This is a genomic window from Streptomyces sp. NPDC012466, from assembly GCF_042955215.1.
Classification (GTDB): domain Bacteria; phylum Actinomycetota; class Actinomycetes; order Streptomycetales; family Streptomycetaceae; genus Streptomyces.
The window spans coordinates 267,714-285,144 of the sequence record NZ_JBIBEQ010000005.1 but is presented as its reverse complement, the minus strand read 5'-3'; the positions used below and the strand labels follow the sequence as shown (position 1 = coordinate 285,144).

The following is a 17,431-nucleotide window of genomic DNA, read 5'->3' as shown; positions in this document are numbered from 1 at the left end:
TGGTCGCACGGTTGCAACAGCGAGGGGGTGGAGGCCATTTCGGCACGCCCCGCCCGCATCCAGGACGTCGCCGCCGCCGCCGGCGTCTCGGTGTCCACGGTGTCGAACGTGCTCAACCGGCCCGAGCGGGTCAACGCCCGGACCGCCGAGCGCGTCCGCGTCGCGGTCGCCGCGCTCGACTACGTCCCCCACCCGGGAGCCGCGGGTCTGCGCACCGGCCACTCCTCCGCGATCGGGCTGGTGCTGCCCGACGTCACCAACTCCTTCTACGCGCGCATCGCACGAGGCGCCGCCGACGCGGCCTACGACCACGGCTACTCCCTCGTGCTGTGCCACAGCGGGGACGCCCCGGAACGGGAGCAGGGCTACTTCAGCATGCTCGTCGAGCAGCGGGCCGTCGGAGTCGTGGTCGTCCCGCTCAGCGCCGACCCGGGCCGGCTGGCCCGGCTGCGGGAAAGGGGCATCCCGCTCGTCCTGGCCGACCGCGCGATGCCCGACCGGGAGGGCTGTTCCGCCTCCGTCGACGACATCGCCGGCGGCCGCATCGCCGTACGGCACCTCCTCGACAGCGGGGCCCGCGACCTCCTCGTCGTCAACGGCGAGCGCGGCATACGGCAGTGCGCCGACCGCTACCAGGGCGCCCGGCAGGCCGTGCGCAGCCGGCGCGAGGCCCGGCTCGACCAGGTCGTCGCCGAACGGATGACCGTCGCGTACGGCACGGAGATCGCCCACGGGCTGAAGGACCTGCCCGACGGGGTGTTCTGCACCAACGACTTCCTCGCCGCTGGCCTGTGCCGGGGACTCACCGAACGGGGCGTGCGCATCCCCGACGACGTGCAGGTCGTCGGCTACGGCGACCTCGATGTCGCGACCTTCGGGGCGACGACCCTGACGACGGTCCGGCAGCCGGTCGAGGACCTCGGCCGGGCGGCCGTGGAGATGCTGCTCGACGAGATCGAGGCCCGCGCGGACCACCTCCACGAAACCCGCGTCTTCGCCCCCGGCCTCGTCCGTCGCGCCTCCACCCGGCCGTCCTCCGAGGGTTAGCCCTCGGCCGGAATCCGCAGCGTCACCGGCCCGAAGAGCCCCGAGGGCAACTGGGACGCGAAGGCCCAGGCGGTCGGTGTGGCCTCCGCGAGATACGGCGCCAGCGTGCCGTGGACCGTCACCTCCAGCCGTACGGTCCGCCCGGCGGCACCGTGCAACTGGAAGCGGTAGGGCGCGCAGAACGCCTCACCGGCGAACTCCCCGTCGACCGACACCTCCACACTGCCCCGCACCCGCCCGAGATCCAGCACCGGATCGCACCCGGGCGGCACCTCCACCGCCCGCGCATACGTCACGCCCCCGCTCCAACCGCCCAGCCCCTGCTCGCGCCAGTCGCCCAGCGCCAGCGGCGCCGGCACGGTCCGCACCCGTACCGGCCCCCGCCAGGCGGAGCCGCCCCGCAGGACCGCCGTGGGCTCGGTGACCACTTCGACCGGGGTGGGCTCCGGAAGCGGTGCCCGGAGCGTCAACCGATCGCCCGTCAGGACCAGTTCCTCTCCACCCCCCACCCGCACCCGCGCGTGCAGCGCCAGCGGCAGCTCCAGCGACACCGTTCCCGGCGGAACGGTGAACCGGAACCGCTGCGGCGCCACGTGGACGTCATCGGTGGAGCGTGACGGCCATACCGTCCCGCCGGGCACCGGACGGCCGTTGAGCCATGCGGTGTCCGGCAGCGGGTGCGGACGTACGGCGGCGTGGCAGTGCTGCAACTCGCCCCGTCTGCGCTCGTCCTCGACGGTCCGGCCCCGCCACGCGCCCGTCTCGGCCTCCCAGCCGGCACCGCTGACCAGGGACGTCACCCCGGACCCCGACCGTGCCACCAGGTCGACGAACACCGCGTCCCGGACATCGGCGCTGTCGGCCACCACCTCCAGCGTGTGCTCGCCCGCCCCGATCCGCGGCTCGTGACGGAAGAACATCGGCACGGCGCCCCAGTCCGCCTCGTAGTACTCCACCTTCTCCTGGCGCGCCACCACCTCCCCGTCGAGCAGCACGGTCACCGCCGAGGCGGCGCCCACGACGAGCACGGTCCGCGCGTCCCCGGCCGGGACCCGCAACCGGGCGCGATAGCCGATCCGGCTGTCGGGCCGGACCCCGTCGGGCGGGCGCATGAACCGCGGGCGTGGCCCGAGCCCGCCCGGCTCGGTCAGGCAGAAGAAGCTGCCGAGCGGGGTGCCGGCGGCGGCCGAGATCGTCGAGGGCCGGTCCTGGGCGCCCGACAGTTCGTACTCCAGCACGTTGCGGTCGCGGACCACGGTGACCCGGGCGGAGGCGACGTAGCCGCCGTCCAGGTCGAGCGGTTCCCCGTTCCACCACACCCGCTTGACCGCCTCCGCGCCGACGTGCAGCTCGGCGGGCCCCCGGCGTCCGGTCTCGACGATCACCCGCACCCGGGCGGCCGTCGCGCCGACCGGCACGGGGACGCGTACGAACTCCTCGTTCACCAGACCCTTGGTGCCCAGCAACCCGCCTTGGTCCGGGATGCCCCGGCTCGACGAGTACACCCCGACGTCCCAGCCGGACTCCGGTGGCACGAGGGGGAGTTCACCGGCCAGGACCCGCTGCGCACACACCGCGTCCAGCGGCTCGGGAACCCGATCGAGCGGCACCGGGGGCAGGACCCGGACCCGGTTGCCGTAGGTGACCCGGGCCCGCTGCCACGCCCCACCCCCGGTCCACTCCATGGTCCAGATCTGCGGCTCCTCCACGGACGTCCCGGCGGGCAGCGCCAGATCGCCCCAGGTGTTGTCCATCGTGGGGACCAGCCTGCCGTGCCAGCCGGCCGACAGGTCGAGCACCCGGACCGCCCTCCCCGTCGGGGAAGGCGTCGGCGCCGGACGGCCCTCCCGCCAGACGACCAGGGCCGCGGGTGCCCCGTCCAGCGGCACCTCGATGGTCGACAGGGCGCCGCCGTCGGACACGGTGACGCGGGCCGGGGTGCGCGAGCCGGTCGCCGGGTCCCAGACCTCGGCCTCCGCGACGCCCGCCCGGACGGTGACGGACGAGGTGCGGACGGGCTCGGGAGTGGAGCCGCGCGGCCGGAGCGGATGCGTGCCGATCTCCGGGAAGGCAGCCGTGACCAGTGCCACCGCCTCCTTCCCCTGCCGCCGGACGAGCAGCGGTACCTCACCCGTCGCGTGCCCGGCCGCGTCGGCCACCGCCTCGGCGCCGGCCTCGGGGCCGCCCACCCGCTCCAGCCGGGGATGGGCCAGCAGGGCCGCAACGACCGTGTCGTCACCGGACCGGCCCGCGGCCGTGGCGGGCGGTCGGCCCACGACCACGACCCGCCCTCCCGCGTCCAGCAGTTCGGCCAGTCGCCGTGCCGTCTCCTCCTCCAGCACGCTCGCCGAGGGCAGCAGCACCGCGCGGTACGCCAGGTCCCTGATCCGCAGGGCGCCGTCCGCGGCCTCGGCGCGCCGCACCGAGTCGTCGTCGACGACGTCGAAGGCAATGCCGTGCCGGTCCAGGGCACCGGCATGCGGCCCGAGCCAGTTGTTGGTGCCGCACAGGTCCAGGTAGTGCCGCTGGGTCTCGTCGGCGCGGGCGTGGCCGTCGCCCAGCCGCCCGTCGCCGAAGTGCTGGACCGGCGCGTCCAGCGGGACGAGGGCCTGCATGGTGGCGGTGGGGTGCAGCACCGCCACCTCGGCCGCGTAGCCGCCCCACGACATGATCGAACAGATCCGGGCCACGGCCCGGGAGAACGCCGGGTACTGCTTCCAGTAGGGCTGGCGCCAGTCGGTGGACGGCGGCGCCCACTCGAACCAGCCGCCCGCCGTGCCGAAGTAACTGGCATGAGGGTTGTAGAGGTTGGCGCCGCTGCGCAGGAACGGCAGCAGCCAGTCGTAGGTGTCCTCCAGCGTGCCGCCCCAGCCCGAGGAGTGGAACGCCTCGATCCAGACGCGCTCGTGGCCGTAGAGGTGGGCCATGGAGGAGTGCACCTTGGCGTCGCCGTGGTGGTCGCTGCCCGCGGCGCCGTACCAGCGGTGGGTGCGGAAGTAGTCCGTGTAGATCTGCGTCGACTGGGCCGGGTAGCCCGCGCGGGCGGGGTGGCTCTGGTCGCTGCCCAGCAGCAGGCCGCGCTCGCGGTGCCAGGCGGCGAGCGGCCGGAACAGGGCCTCCTCCGTCAACTGCGCGCGCACCGCGTAGTAGTCGGCGCGGATCTTCCCCTCCGGCACGCCGGCGTCCGTGCCGAACAGGGCCGGCAGGTGGTCGAGCAGGTCGTAGCCGCGCCGGGCGCGGAACTCGTCGGCGAAACGACGGCTCCAGGCGTTGGTGCCGGGCAGCTCGTCCTGGAAGCTGCCCGCGATGACGGTGCCGAGGTACTCCGGCACGCGGCGGTCGTACGCGTGGTGGACCGTGTCCATCAACAGGTCCACGGCGTGCGGGTCCAGATAGTCGAACGCCGTCGGGACGGCGGTGACGAGCCGCGCCTCGCTCCCGTCGGGGGCGGCGATCCGCCCGTCGACGGAGAGATCGAGCCGCCGGCCCCCCGGCGCGTACGCGGCCAGGGGCGTCTCGGCATCCCCCAGAGCCACCGAGCCCCGGAAGACGCGGACGTCACGGCAGCGCAGGGCCAGCCCGGCCGCCTCGGGATGACGCCGGGTCACACCGCCCTGCACATTGGCTCCGGAGAACCCGATCTGGTCGTAGAACCACAGACGGGTGCCCAGCTCCGCCGCGATCTCGCAGGTGTCGGTGAAGCGTGCCCACCACTCCTCGCCGAACCACGCCGGATCGTCCGCCGGTGCCCCGAACGTGGGGCCGGCCGGTGCCAGATTGATGACGACCAGGTTGTGCACCCCGCCCTTCGCGAACGCCCGCAACTGCCAGGCGAGTCGCTCGCGGGTGACCTTGCCACCCGACCACCACCACAGGGGAGTCGGGCCGAAGTCGCGGGGCGGGTTCTCGAACAGCTGCCGAAGCGCGGGGGAGAGCACGGACGCGGTCCTTCCCCTGAAACGTTTTCAGACCGCCTTCACCGTAGGCGAGCTGGAGCGGTCACGCCATATCCCGGGACGTGACCTGGAATGCCGACCCCACGTCACCCACACGTGCGCGACACCTTGTTGCAACGTTTTTCTCGCCCTATCCTCGCTGCGACCAGGCCCCCGGAACCGCGATGTCACCAGACGACGGAGTCGCATCATGGCCGGTAACCGCCCCATCCCCCCACCGCTCTGGAAGGCCGCCGCCCTGTCGGGCATGGCCTCCTACCTCGACGCCGGGCTGATCGTGAGCATCTCCGTCAACCTGGCCATCTACCGCGACAGTTACTCCATGGGCGTGTGGATGGCCGGGGCGATCAGCGCCATCGTCACCGGCTGCATCGCCGTCGGATCCCTCGTCGGGGGACGGCTCGCCGACCTCTTCGGGCGCCGCCGCGTCTACAACTGGGACATCTTCTGCTTCGCCATCGGCGCCCTCGTCATCACGCTCGCGCCGGACGACATCACCCTGCTGATCGGCGTCCTCGTCGCCGGGCTCGCGGCCGGGGCCGACCTGCCGACGTCCCTCGCGGTGGTCTCGGACGCGGCGCCCTCCTGGGCCCGGGGCAGACTCGTGGCGTTCACGCAGGTCATGTGGATGCTGGGCATCGCCGTCGCCATCTTCCTCGGCTTCGTCCTGTCCACCACGGGCATGACCGGGGCCCGGCTCATCACCGGGCAACTGGCCGTCGCCGCCCTCCTCACCTGGGCCCTGCGGTCCCGGCTGGAACTGCCCGACGAGGCCCCGGAGTCCGACCCGGAGACCGCCCCGCAGGGCCCCGCCCTGACGAGCGTGTGGACCCGCGCCGCCCTGCTCCCGATGGCCGCGACGTTCGTCTTCTACGTGACCTGGGGCCTCGGGGCCAACACCTTCGGCCAGTTCGGCACCTATCTGCTCGTCACCGTCAGCGACGCCTCGCAGAGCCTGGCCACCGGGATCAACCTGGCGTTCATCCCGATCGGCGTGCTGCTGACCTTCGCCTTCGTGCGCGTCGCCGACAGCCCCTGGCGCGACCGGCTGTTCCACGTGGCCGCGGTGGTGCAGATCCTCGCCTTCGTCATCGCCTCCCTGACCGCGGGCGCACTCGTCGGCATGCTCGTCTTCTTCGTGCTCTACCAGCTGTCCAACCCCTTCGCCGGAGAGGCCAACTACAAGGTGTGGTCGCAGCTCACACTGCCCGCAGACACCCGCGGCACCACCCAGGGCCTCACCTACGCCCTGTCCCGGGGCGTCTTCGCCGTCGCCGCGTTCTTCACCCCCGCCCTCGCCGACCACAGCCCGTCCGTCCTGCTCTGGACGATCACCGCCTGTATGACGGCGGCGGCAGTGGCGGGTGTGTTCATCATCCGCGTCCTGGTCCCGCGTTCCGCGAGCGCGGTGCGGGACGGAGCGCAGCCGCACGTCCCCAGCACCTGGCCCGCCGGCCTTGCCGACAAGGAGCACTGACCATGTCAACGACCGCGGATCACACGGCCGTCCGGGCCGCCGCCCTGCGCGACCTGCTCCCGCCGGTCACCCGGCGCCGCACCCGGATCGGGCTGGTCGCCGGGGGACTCGGAACCTACTGGCCGCAGTTCCCGGGCCTCCTCCCGCAACTCAAGGAGTCGGCCGCCCATGTCGCCGACCGCCTCCGGGAGATGGGCGCGGAGGTGACCGACGCCGGGTTCGTCTCCGACGCCCGGGAAGGCGCCCGCGCCGCCGAGGAACTGCGCAGGGCCGACTGCGATCTGATCGTGCTGTTCCTGACCACGTACCTCACGTCGTCGATGGTGCTGCCGATCGCCCAGCGCTCGCACACTCCGGTCCTGGTCATCGACCTCCAGCCGTCCGAGAAGATGGACCACGCCTCCTTCGACACCGGGGCCTGGCTGGCCTACTGCGGGCAGTGCCCCGTCCCGGAGGTCGGCAACGTCTTCCGGCGGGCCGGCATCCCCTTCCGGTCGGTGTCCGGCTGGCTGCGGCAGGAGTCCGCCTGGCGGCGCATCGAGCAGTGGATCCGGGCCGCGCACATCCGTGCCGCGCTCCGGCACGCCCGGCACGGCCTCATGGGGCACGTGTATCCGGGCATGCTCGACGTGCAGACCGATCCGACACTGCTGGCCACCACGTTCGGCTCGCACGTGGAGGTGCTGGAGTTCGACGACCTGAGGCACCGCGTGGAGCGGGTGACCGAGGCGGAGACCCGGGAACGGATGGCGCTCGCCCGGCAGATCTTCACCCTCGACGAGAGCGTGCGGGAAGAGGACTTCGCCTGGGGCGCGACCGTGTCCGTCGCCCTGGACCGCCTGGTCGCGGACTTCGGGCTCGACAGCCTCGCCTACTACCACCGCGGCCTCGACGGCGAACTGCACGAGCGGCTCGGGGCCGGCATGATCCTCGGCGCCTCCCTGCTCACCGCCCGGGGCGTGCCCGCGGCCGGTGAGTACGAACTACGCACGTCCGTCGCTCAGTTGGCCTCCCAGAGCATCGGCGCCGGAGGCTCCTTCACCGAGATCCAGGCCCTCGATTTCGAGGACGGCGTGGTGGAGATGGGCCACGACGGCCCGGCCCACCTTGCGGTCGGCGCCCGCGCCCCGCTGCTGCGCGGCCTCGGCGTCTACCACGGCAAGCGCGGCTGGGGCGTGAGCGTCGAGTTCGACGTCCGGCACGGGCCCGTCACCCTGCTCGGCCTCGGCCAGGACGCCGACGGCAGCCTGTCGTTCGTCACCTCGGAGGGCACCGTCGTACCGGGACCGCTGCTGGAGATCGGCAACACCACCAGCCGCGTCGACTTCGGCCGCGACCCCGGCGAATGGGTCGACGCCTGGAGTGACACGGGCGTCGGCCACCACTGGTCCCTCACGGTCGGCCGCCACACGGCCGACTTCCGGGCGGCAGCGAGCCTGCTGGGCATCGACCACCGGCAGGTGTGACGGACCGCGCCTCGCCGGGGATGGGTGTCGCCCCCACCCGGATGTGGGTGCGGGCACCGATGGTGCCGGGCGCGGGGGGCGTGTGAGGCTGGCGGCACCGCCCGGGCCGCCGCGCCCCACGCTCACGGCCGCGGCCTTGGGAGGCGCCTAGAGGCGCACGACACCGCTCGTCAAAGCCCCTGAAGGAGGAGCCCCTATCCATCCCCGTCCGGTGAAACGATCCGCCTGCGCGTCCACGAAGGCGGTGATCCGTGGGACACGCTGACAGCCTGCTCGCCATGGGCGGAGCCTTCCTGGCCGCCGCCTTCCTCGCCCGCCTCGGCGGCAGAATCGGGCTCCCGACGATCCCGCTGTTCATGCTCGCGGGCATCCTGCTCGGCCCTCACACCCCCGGCCTCGTCATCGTCGAGGACGCACACGACTTCGAGATGCTCTCCGCGCTCGGACTGGTGCTGCTGCTGTTCTACCTGGGCCTGGAGTTCCACCTCGACGACCTCAGGAGCGGCGGCCGGCGCCTGCTCACGGCGGGCGGCATCTACCTGCTGCTCAACGTCGGCGCGGGGCTGGCATTCGGCTTCGCCCTGGGCTGGGGCGTCCGGGAGGCACTGGTCCTCGCCGGTGTCCTCGGCATCTCCTCGTCCGCCATCGTCACCAAGATCCTCATCGACCTGGGCCGCATCGGACGCCCCGAGACTCGCCTCATCCTGGGCGTCATCGTCGTCGAGGACATCTTCCTCGCCCTGTACCTGGCCGCCCTCCAACCGGTCATCAGCGGCGCCCAGGGCTTCGGCGACATGGTCCTCCAGGGCGCCAAGGCCTTCGGTTTCCTACTGCTGCTGGCCGCAGCGGCACGCTACGGCACGAAGCCGGTCGGGCGGCTCATCGCGACCCGCGACAACGAACTGCTCGTCATCAGCTTCCTCGGCGCGGCCGTCCTGGTGGCCGGAGTCGCCGAGGTCCTCGGAGTCGCCGACGCCATCGGCGCGTTCATGGTCGGCCTGATCCTGGCCGGTACCCCCTCCGGCCCGCGCATCCGGGACCTGGTGCACCCGCTGCGCGACGCCTTCGCGGCCATCTTCTTCTTCGCCTTCGGCCTCTCCATCGACCCCGGCGACATCGTCTCCGTCGTCGGACCGGTCGCCGCGGCCGCCGCGCTGACCCTCGTCATGAACGTCCTCGCGGGTCTCCTCGTCGCCCGTGTGTACCGCTACGGCATCGAGCCCGCCGCCGAGATCGCCACCACCCTCGTGGCCCGCGGGGAGTTCGCGCTGATCCTGGCCGCCATGGCCACCGGCGCCGGACTCGACGCCCGGCTCGCCCCGTTCATCGCCGGGTACGTCCTCGTCCTCGCGGTCCTCGGCCCCATCGCCGCCGGACGCGCCCACCTGCTCGCCCGCGCACTCCGGGCCGGCCAGGACCTCCTGCCCCAACGCACGGCCCCGGCGTACGGCGTCGAGCCCGAGGACGACAGCACACCGTCCGCTCCCCAGCCCGCCGAGGCCGAGCGGTAGGAGGCGGCCGGTCCCCGGCCCGCTCAGGGTTCGATCGTTCGCGCACGCCCCGGATACGGACACGGCCGCCTCCGCACGTCGCCGACCCGTGGCCGTCGCCGCGACGCACAGTTCCACGCCCGTCCGGGGCGCCGCAGGCGACCTCGGCGTGCCGGGCCGGGCTCCACGCCCGTCCGGGTACGCCGCAGGCGACCTCGGCGTGCCGGGCCACAGGGTGAGTCCTTCCGTGCGAGCAGGGGGAGGACGAGTCCGCCCTCCCGGCTCGCGCGGCGGCAGTTCCCTACGGAGCCGGTGCCGTACGGACAGGCGGGGCCCGGCGAGATCGGTGGCGGGGGTCTTGAGCGCACGGGCCGTCTCTCCGGATTCGCCTCCGTCGGCTGCCCCGGGACGCAGCCGTTCGACGGTCGTCAGGGCGCTCGCCAGTCGCCTGGAGCGGTGCGAGCCCGATCCGCGGCAGCAGGGTGTTCCGCAGGAGGATCCGCCGGAACAACGCCACCGCGAGCCGCCTCCTCACCACCGTCGTCACCCAGCGTGTGCGCTGCCCGGCCGCGCCGCCGTCCGTGACAGCACCCATCCTCGGATCGAACGCCTCCCTCGCGGACGCGCGTTCGTACAGCGCGGCCACCGGGAAGGATGAGGGTGGGGCCCGATGGTGGAAGCCGCTGGAGGGGGGAGAAGCCGAAGCCCTGGTGAGACGGCCGTACCGCCGCATCGGCGGCCCGTCTCCCTCCGCACCGTCACAGGGCCCGACACCCCAGGACTTGTCATGGCCTCGGCCGTGCCCTGCCTCGAAGCGCTCGGGTTCCGGGAAGGAGAAGCCGTGCCGCAGTCCGAAGACCAGCGTCTGGTCGATCTCGAAGCACGACTCGAGCGGGAGGATCCCCGGTTCACCCGGGCGATGCGATCCGGTCGCCCCGCCCGGCCACGGGAGTACCGCAGGACCGGAGCCTGGTGGGGGCTGGGACTCGGCATGGCCGTACTGGGCTCGGGCATCGTCCTGGCCCAGGGGCTGCTCATCGCGGGCGGCCTGGTGCTCGTCGGCATGGCGGCCCAGCTGGCCGATCCGGATCCGGCCCGCATGACGCACCGGGGGTTCGGGCGGCGCTGACGGGGGCGGGCCTCCGGGCCCCCTCCAACGGCGTCCGGACCCGTGCGGTATGCCGCCGTCAGGGTGGCGTAGTAACCCGTGTGAACGCCCCGGATGGTGGGACGGCCCGGCGTGATTGACGGTGGTTCACGTCGAGGCCGGGTCTCGTGAGCTGGCGAGGCGTCAGCTGCCCGGCTCGCGACGGAAGGACTCACCGATGCGCTCTGCCCGCATGCTGCTCGCGACGGCCACCGCCACGGCCGCCCTCGCGATCGCCGCACCCGCCGCCTACGCCGAGGCGATGGGTGACTGGGACCACGACAGCAATTCCTACAGCAAGGAGCACCACAAGGACGGCGACCACCACGCGCCGCGCGGCGGCGTACACACGGGTGGAGGCGCGCTGGCCGCGCTGACCGTGGACAACGACTGGGACCCCTCGGAGCACGGCAAGGACGCCTCCGGCGACCAGGGCGACGAGGGCAAGGAAGAGGGCAAGGAAGAAGGCAAGGAAGAGGGCAAGGAGGAGGGCAAGCACGAGGAGCACGGCAAGCACGAGGAGCACGGCAAGGACGACGGGCAGGAGAAGGGCTGGGAGGGCAAGCACGACAAGCACCACAAGCCGCACGGCGGGATGCACACCGGCGGCGGTGCCCTGGCGGCCGTGAACTCGAACGACGACTGGGACAACCCCAAGCACGACCCGGACACGTACAAGGACGGCGAGGACGACTGGGGCGGCAAGCAGGAGGAAGAGGGCTCCGGCGACAAGGGCGACTGGGGCGGCAAGGGCGATGAGGGCAAGCACGAGAAGGGTTCCTGGGAGGGCAAGCACGGCAAGCACGACAAGCCGCACGGCGGGATGCACACCGGTGGCGGCGGGCTGGCCTCGGCGCCGGGCGTGACGGCCGGCGGTCTGGCGGTGCTGGCGGTGGCCGGCACGGGCCTGTACGCGCTGCGTCGTCAGAGGGCCTCGCAGGGTGCCGTATGACCGGTGCCTGACCTCATAGCCGCCGTGGCCGCCGCACGTGCCCCTCACGTCGCGGCGGCCCGGCTCGTCCTCCCGCGTGCCGTGCCCGCTGCCGTGCTCGAATGAGGTGGTCCTTGATGGCAGCCAGTCCCCCCGCTCTTCCCGACCCCGGGCCCGAACCGTCGAGGCGGCGACTCCGCACCGTGGTGACGGTGCTCTGGGCGGCTGCCGCCCTCGCCCTGACCGTGAGCATGGTCGGCGGGCGCGGCGAGTCGTCCGACGCCGGCCCGCCGCGGGAACCGTCCGCCGTGTCGGCCGCCTCAGCCGTACCCGAACTGCCCGACACGCCGAACGCGTCCGCGGCACCGCGCCGGTCCGCCGCGGCCGGGGCCGGCCCGCACCTGCCGCCCTCCCGGCCGGTCCGCCTGCTCATCCCCAAGATCTCGGTCGACGCGCCCTTCACGGACCTCGACATCGGCCCTTCGGGGCAACTGGAGCCACCGCCGCCGGACGACACCAACCTCGTCGGTTGGTACGCCAAGGGGCACACGCCCGGTGAGGCCGGTACCGCGATCATCGCCGGGCACGTGGACACCGCGACGTCCCCTGCCGTGTTCGCCGGGCTCAGCGCGCTGAAGAAGGGTGACCGGTTCCAGGTGGCGCGGGCCGACGGAGTCAAGGCGACCTTCGTCGTGGACGCCGCGGAGTCGTTCGACAAGGACGCCTTCCCCAGCGACCGCGTGTACGGCGACACGGCACACGCCCAGGTCCGGCTCATCACCTGCTCCGGTTCCTACGACCGTCAGGCCCGGGACTACACCGAGAACCTGGTGGTCTTCGCGCACCTCGTCTGACGTCCGGCGCCACGGCCTGACTTGGTGTTTTACAGTGGCTGGCACCAGTTCAGGCGACAGTGGGACCTGTGAGGTATGCGCACACCATGACGACCGAAACGTTTGAGTTCCAGGTAGAGGCACGTCAGCTGCTCCAGCTGATGATCCACTCGGTCTACTCGAACAAGGATGTCTTCCTGCGGGAACTCGTCTCCAACGCCTCCGACGCGCTCGACAAGCTGCGTCTGGAGAAGCTGCGGGACGATTCGCTCGACGCCGACGTGTCGGACCTGCACATCGAGCTCGACGTCGACAAGGAGGCCCGCACCCTCACGGTGCGGGACAACGGCATCGGCATGTCGTACGACGAGGTCGGACGGCTCATCGGCACCATCGCCAACTCCGGGACGGCCACGTTCCTCCAGGAGCTGAAGGAGGCCAAGGACGCGGCCGGGGCCGAGGGACTCATCGGCCAGTTCGGTGTCGGCTTCTACTCCGGATTCATGGTGGCCGACGAGGTGACGCTGGTGACCCGCCGCGCCGGCGAGGGCCAGGGGACCCGCTGGACGTCGCGCGGCGAGGCCACGTACACGCTGGAGAGGGTCGACGACGCGCCGCAGGGCACGTCCGTCACGCTCCACCTCAAGCCCGCCGACCCCGAGAACCAGCTGCACGACTACACCTCGGAGTGGACGATCCGGGAGATCGTCAAGCGCTACTCGGACTTCATCACCTGGCCCATTCGGATGGTCCCGCAGGCGAAGGACGGCGAGGGCACGCCCGAGCCCGAGACGCTGAACTCCATGAAGGCCCTGTGGGCGCGCTCGCGCGACGAGGTCTCCGACGACGAGTACCACGAGCTGTACAAGCACATCAGCCACGACTGGCGCGACCCGCTGGAGACGATCCGGCTCCAGGCCGAGGGCACCTTCGAGTACCAGGCGCTGCTCTTCGTCCCCTCGCACGCCCCGCACGACCTGTTCACCCGGGACTTCAAGCGCGGCGTCCAGCTGTATGTGAAGCGCGTCTTCATCATGGACGACTGCGAGGCGCTGCTGCCGCCGTACCTGCGCTTCGTCAAGGGCGTCGTCGACGCGCAGGACCTCTCGCTCAATGTCTCCCGCGAGATCCTCCAGCAGGACCGGCACATCCGGATGATGCAGCGCCGGCTCACCAAGAAGGTCCTGTCCACGGTCAAGGAACTCATGACCGGGGACGCCGAGCGCTACGCCACGTTCTGGCGCGAGTTCGGCACCGCCCTGAAGGAGGGCCTGGTCACCGACTCCGACAACCGCGACGCCATCCTCGCCGTCTCCTCGTTCGCGACCACGCACTCCGACGAGGAGCCGACCACCCTCGCGCGGTACGTGGAGCGGATGAAGGACGGCCAGAACGACATCTACTACATCACCGGCGAGTCCCGGCAGAGCATCGAGAACTCCCCGCACATGGAGGCGTTCCGGGACAAGGGCATCGAGGTCCTGCTGCTCACCGACGCCGTCGACGAGGTGTGGGTCGACGCCGTCGGCGAGTACGAGGGCAAGAAGCTGCGGTCCGTCGCCAAGGGCGAGATCGACCTCGATGCCGAGGGCGAGGAGAAGGCCGGCGAGGAGCGGGAGAAGCAGGCCGAGGAGTACGCCGGGCTGCTGGGCTGGATGCGGGAGCAGCTCGACGAGGACATCAAGGAGGTCCGTCTCTCGACGCGGCTCACCGTCTCCCCGGCCTGCGTCGTCTCCGACGCGCACGACCTGACCCCGGCCTTGGAGAACATGTACCGGGCGATGGGCCAGGAGGTGCCGCGGACCAAGCGGATCCTGGAGCTCAACCCCGGTCACCCGCTGGTGAAGGGCCTGCACCAGGCGTACCAGGCGAGTGAGGACCGTACGGAGCTCGCCGAGTCCGCCGAACTGCTGCACACCCTGGCGGTGCTCGCCGAGGGCGGTCAGCCCAAGGACCCGGCACGCTTCGTCAGGCTGGTGTCGGACCGCCTGGAGCGCACGCTGTAGTCACCGCGCGCGGGATCAGGGGTGGTCCGGGGCGCCCGCCGTCCGGGCGCCGGGCGGGGTCGTGCCGGTGCCCGGCGGGACGACCTCGCCCCGGACCACCTTCGGGGCCGGTGCCGTGCCGGCCTCCTCGTCCTTGGCCGCGCGGGCCTCGGCCTTGAGGATGCGGGCCGCCTTGCCGGCCGAGCGGGTCAGCTCGGGGAGCTTCTTCACCCCGATGACGGCTATGACGACTACGAGAATGATCGCGAGCTCGCTCAGTCCGAACATGGTGTCCTGTCCTCTCTCGCCCGGGCCGGGCACGGCGTGAGCGTATCGGGCGGGGAGCACGGCGTGATCGCCGTCTCGGGATGCGGCACCAGGTGCCGGCGCAGGTGCGGCAGCATCCCCCGGTCGAGCAGCTCCTGCCGCCAGACCAGCCGGGCGTGCTCCACCTGGTCGGCGGCCGGGGGCGCGCCGCGCCGGCGCAGGGCCGTGTGCAGCACGGCGGCCAGGGTGACGAGGCCGGTCACGGCCGCCACCAGCGCCAGGGTCCAGCCGGCCGCGACGAGCGACCCGGGCGACGGGCCGGGGGCGCCGGCGACGTGCAGCAGGCCGCCGATGAGCAGCAGCGCGGCGGCGGACGTGCCGGACACGAGCGGTGTGAGCACCGCGAGGGCCGGCAGCAGGCTGCCCGGCCCGAGCAGGCTCCGCGCTTCGTGCCGGGCGGCCCTGCGCACGGCGAGATAGGAGCGGTACGGCTCGCCGGCCGTCGCGGCGATGTCGTCGGCGTGGGCGAGCGCGTGGGCGCGCAGGTGGGCTGCCGCCCGGCCGGCCGGGTCGGCGCCCAGGGCGCCGCGGATGTCCGTGGTGCCCATCGCGTGGTGCAGTACGGCTTCGAAGTCCGCGCGGTCCTCCGGGCGGAGGCGGGACGGTTCGGCCACATGGTCTCCCGGTCGTTGCTGATGCGGCCGCCGGGCCCGCCGGAACGCGGCGGACCCGGCGGCCCGGCGGTCCTTGTCAGACGTTGACGCCGAAGTCGGAGGCGATACCGGCCAGACCCGAGGCGTATCCCTGGCCGACGGCGCGGAACTTCCACTCGGCGCCGTGCCGGTACAGCTCGCCGAAGACCATCGCGGTCTCGGTGGAGGCGTCCTCGGACAGGTCGTAGCGGGCGATCTCCTGACCGCCCGCCTGGTTCACGACCCGGATGAAGGCGTTGCGGACCTGCCCGAAGCTCTGGCCGCGGTTCTCGGCGTCGTGGATGGACACCGGGAACACGATCTTGTCGATCTCCGCCGGCACGGCGGCGAGGTTCACCTTGACGGATTCGTCGTCGCCCTCGCCCTCACCGGTGAGGTTGTCGCCGGTGTGCTCGACCGAACCGTCCGGGCTCTTCAGGTTGTTGTAGAAGACGAAGTGCTGGTCCGAGGGGACCTTGCCGGAGGCGTCGAGGAGCAGGGCGGAGGCGTCGAGGTCGTAGTCGGTGCCGGTGGTGGTGCGCACGTCCCAGCCGAGGCCGACCAGGACGGCGGTGAGGCCGGGCGCCTCCTTGCTGAGCGAGACGTTGCCGCCCTTGGACAGGGAAACTCCCACGGGGTACTCCTTCTTGAGCGCTGACGTGTGCGGTGCGGATGCCACTCTGAAATCTACAACAATGTAGAAGTGCATGGGATCGGACCGGCGGATCTATACGATGTCGGTACGGACGGCGCAGGGCGGCGAATGGGAGGCAGGGCGGTGACGGATCCCGGGCAGCGTCCCCGGCGGGGACAGGGCGAGCTGGAGGCGCTGGTGCTGTCGGCGCTGCGGGAGGCGGACGGCCCGGCCACGGCCGGCTGGGTGCAGGAACGCCTCGGCGGTGACCTCGCCTACACCACGGTGATCACCATTCTGACCCGTCTGCTGGGCAAGGGCGCGGTGACCCGGGAGCGGGTCGGCCGGTCCTTCGTCTGGACACCCGCCTCGGACCAGGCGGGCCTGGCCGCCCGCAAGATGCGCAAGGTGCTGGACGCCGAGAGCGACCGGGGCGCCGTCCTGGCCAGCTTCGTCACCGGCCTCGGCCCCGACGAGGAGAAGCTGCTGCGCGACCTGCTGGATCAGGCCCAGGGCCCAGGGGAAGACTGACACCTCATGGGGGTCTTCGTCTTTCTGCCACTGATCCTTCCGCTCACGGCCTGGCCGGTCGCACGTCTCGCCGAACAGCATCTGCATCCGCGCACCGCGACCCGGCTGCTGACGGCGCTGGCCGTGGTGCTGGCCCTGTGCAGCACGGTGTGCCTGGCGCTGGTGATGGTCGTCGGCACCGCCCAGCTCCCCGGCAACCCGTTGCCCGACGGCTGGTCCGATCCCGAGGTGCGGGCGGCGGTGCCCTATGACGAGGTCGTGGGCAAGGCCGCGATTCCGGCGCTGTGCGCGGTGGTTGCCGCCTGCGTACGGACGGTGCGGCGGCACGGGCGGGTACGCCGGCAGGCGCATCTCGCCCTGTCCGGGCTGCGGGGGACCGAGGTGGCGGTGCTGCCCGACGCCGTGCCCTACGCGTACGCGCTGCCGCCCGGGGGGCGGTGGGGCGGCGCCGGGTCGGGTTCCGGCGGTCAGCGTGGCCGTGTCGTGGTGACCACGGCCCTGCTGGACGAGCTGCGGCCGGCCGAGCGGCGGGCCCTGTTCGCCCACGAGCGGGCACACCTCGCCGCACGGCACGACCGGTACCTGCTCGCCGTGCGGCTCGCGGCCCGGGCCAATCCGTTCCTGCGGCCGCTGCGCACCGCCGTGGCGTACACGGCGGAGCGGTGGGCGGACGAGGAGGCGGCCCGGGTGATCGGCAGCCGCCGCACGGTGGCGCGGGCGATCGGCACGGCCGCCCTCGTCTCACGGGGCACGCCGCTGCCCACACTCGCGGGACTCGCCGCTCCCGGGCCGGTACCGCGCCGGGTGGCGGCGCTGCTCGGCCCGGCCCCCGCCGTGCACCGCTGGCCCCCGGTGTTCACGTCGGTGGGGCTGGCGGCGTGGGGGGCTGCCGCGGGAACGGCCGTCTCGGCGATGTCGTCCGCGAACTCGGCCGTGACGATGGTCCTCATCCTGCACGCGGCGACGCCTCTCTGA

14 protein-coding genes are annotated in these 17,431 nt (G+C 72.6%); 10 read left to right on the top strand and 4 right to left on the bottom strand.

The annotated features are described in order from the left end of the window. Positions 1-27 precede the first annotated feature (27 nt). Positions 28-1,047 (top strand): substrate-binding domain-containing protein, encoded by a 1,020-nt coding sequence (locus ACFY9E_RS20320; protein WP_390985733.1) that lies wholly within the window; start codon positions 28-30, stop codon positions 1,045-1,047. Here ACFY9E_RS20320 and ACFY9E_RS20315 read toward each other — a convergent pair. Further along, positions 1,044-4,985, bottom strand: coding sequence for a glycosyl hydrolase (locus tag ACFY9E_RS20315; RefSeq protein WP_390985730.1), 3,942 nt, complete (start codon positions 4,983-4,985; stop codon positions 1,044-1,046). The genes ACFY9E_RS20320 and ACFY9E_RS20315 overlap by 4 nt on opposite strands. Before the next feature lie 208 nt (positions 4,986-5,193). On the opposite strand from ACFY9E_RS20315, the gene ACFY9E_RS20310 reads away from it, so the two are divergent. From ACFY9E_RS20310 to htpG, 7 genes are all read left to right on the top strand, one after another. Beyond that, a complete protein-coding gene (locus tag ACFY9E_RS20310; protein ID WP_390985727.1) occupies positions 5,194-6,480 on the top strand; it encodes an MFS transporter in 1,287 nt (428 codons plus the stop codon). A gap of 2 nt (positions 6,481-6,482) precedes the next feature. Then, positions 6,483-7,946: an arabinose isomerase gene (locus tag ACFY9E_RS20305; RefSeq protein ID WP_390985725.1), complete on the top strand. Its 1,464-nt coding sequence runs from the start codon at positions 6,483-6,485 to the stop codon at positions 7,944-7,946. A gap of 251 nt (positions 7,947-8,197) precedes the next feature. Continuing rightward, positions 8,198-9,457, top strand: a complete 1,260-nt coding sequence (locus ACFY9E_RS20300) for a cation:proton antiporter (protein ID WP_390985722.1) — start codon at positions 8,198-8,200, stop codon at positions 9,455-9,457. Positions 9,458-10,277: 820 nt separating this feature from the next. Next, positions 10,278-10,565 carry a DUF3040 domain-containing protein gene (locus ACFY9E_RS20295; protein ID WP_390985719.1) on the top strand — a complete coding sequence of 96 codons (288 nt, stop codon included), beginning with the start codon at positions 10,278-10,280 and terminating at the stop codon, positions 10,563-10,565. Between the two features lie 196 nt (positions 10,566-10,761). After that, positions 10,762-11,535: a hypothetical protein gene (locus ACFY9E_RS20290; RefSeq protein ID WP_390985718.1), complete on the top strand. Its 774-nt coding sequence runs from the start codon at positions 10,762-10,764 to the stop codon at positions 11,533-11,535. A gap of 116 nt (positions 11,536-11,651) precedes the next feature. Then, positions 11,652-12,368, top strand: a complete 717-nt coding sequence (locus ACFY9E_RS20285) for a class F sortase (RefSeq protein WP_390985715.1) — start codon at positions 11,652-11,654, stop codon at positions 12,366-12,368. An 86-nt stretch (positions 12,369-12,454) separates the two neighbouring features. Then, a complete protein-coding gene (htpG, locus tag ACFY9E_RS20280) occupies positions 12,455-14,353 on the top strand; it encodes a molecular chaperone HtpG (RefSeq protein WP_390985712.1) in 1,899 nt (632 codons plus the stop codon). A 15-nt stretch (positions 14,354-14,368) separates the two neighbouring features. Here the strand turns inward: htpG and ACFY9E_RS20275 are convergent, their stop codons facing one another. From ACFY9E_RS20275 to ACFY9E_RS20265, 3 genes are all read right to left on the bottom strand, one after another. Further along, complete coding sequence (locus ACFY9E_RS20275; protein ID WP_390985709.1) at positions 14,369-14,620, bottom strand: twin-arginine translocase TatA/TatE family subunit; 252 nt, start codon at positions 14,618-14,620, stop codon at positions 14,369-14,371. Then, on the bottom strand, positions 14,608-15,273 hold the full coding sequence (locus ACFY9E_RS20270) for a hypothetical protein (RefSeq protein ID WP_390985706.1): 666 nt from the start codon (positions 15,271-15,273) through the stop codon (positions 14,608-14,610). Before ACFY9E_RS20270 ends, ACFY9E_RS20275 begins: the two co-directional genes overlap by 13 nt. 76 nt (positions 15,274-15,349) lie before the next feature. After that, positions 15,350-15,925 (bottom strand): TerD family protein, encoded by a 576-nt coding sequence (locus ACFY9E_RS20265; protein ID WP_390985703.1) that lies wholly within the window; start codon positions 15,923-15,925, stop codon positions 15,350-15,352. Between the two features lie 144 nt (positions 15,926-16,069). On the opposite strand from ACFY9E_RS20265, the gene ACFY9E_RS20260 reads away from it, so the two are divergent. Both ACFY9E_RS20260 and ACFY9E_RS20255 read left to right on the top strand, forming a co-directional pair. Next, positions 16,070-16,456, top strand: a complete 387-nt coding sequence (locus tag ACFY9E_RS20260; protein ID WP_390985700.1) for a BlaI/MecI/CopY family transcriptional regulator — start codon at positions 16,070-16,072, stop codon at positions 16,454-16,456. A 6-nt stretch (positions 16,457-16,462) separates the two neighbouring features. Continuing rightward, positions 16,463-17,431, top strand: a complete 969-nt coding sequence (locus ACFY9E_RS20255) for a M48 family metalloprotease (protein WP_390985697.1) — start codon at positions 16,463-16,465, stop codon at positions 17,429-17,431.

Coding starts and splice junctions, on each gene's coding strand:
- ACFY9E_RS20255 (WP_390985697.1), top strand. CDS start 16,463: ATGGGGGTCTTCGTCTTTCTGCCACTGATCCTTCCGCTCACGGCCTGG.
- ACFY9E_RS20285 (WP_390985715.1), top strand. CDS start 11,652: ATGGCAGCCAGTCCCCCCGCTCTTCCCGACCCCGGGCCCGAACCGTCG.
- ACFY9E_RS20305 (WP_390985725.1), top strand. CDS start 6,483: ATGTCAACGACCGCGGATCACACGGCCGTCCGGGCCGCCGCCCTGCGC.
- htpG (WP_390985712.1), top strand. CDS start 12,455: ATGACGACCGAAACGTTTGAGTTCCAGGTAGAGGCACGTCAGCTGCTC.
- ACFY9E_RS20275 (WP_390985709.1), bottom strand. CDS start 14,620: ATGTTCGGACTGAGCGAGCTCGCGATCATTCTCGTAGTCGTCATAGCC.
- ACFY9E_RS20290 (WP_390985718.1), top strand. CDS start 10,762: ATGCGCTCTGCCCGCATGCTGCTCGCGACGGCCACCGCCACGGCCGCC.
- ACFY9E_RS20310 (WP_390985727.1), top strand. CDS start 5,194: ATGGCCGGTAACCGCCCCATCCCCCCACCGCTCTGGAAGGCCGCCGCC.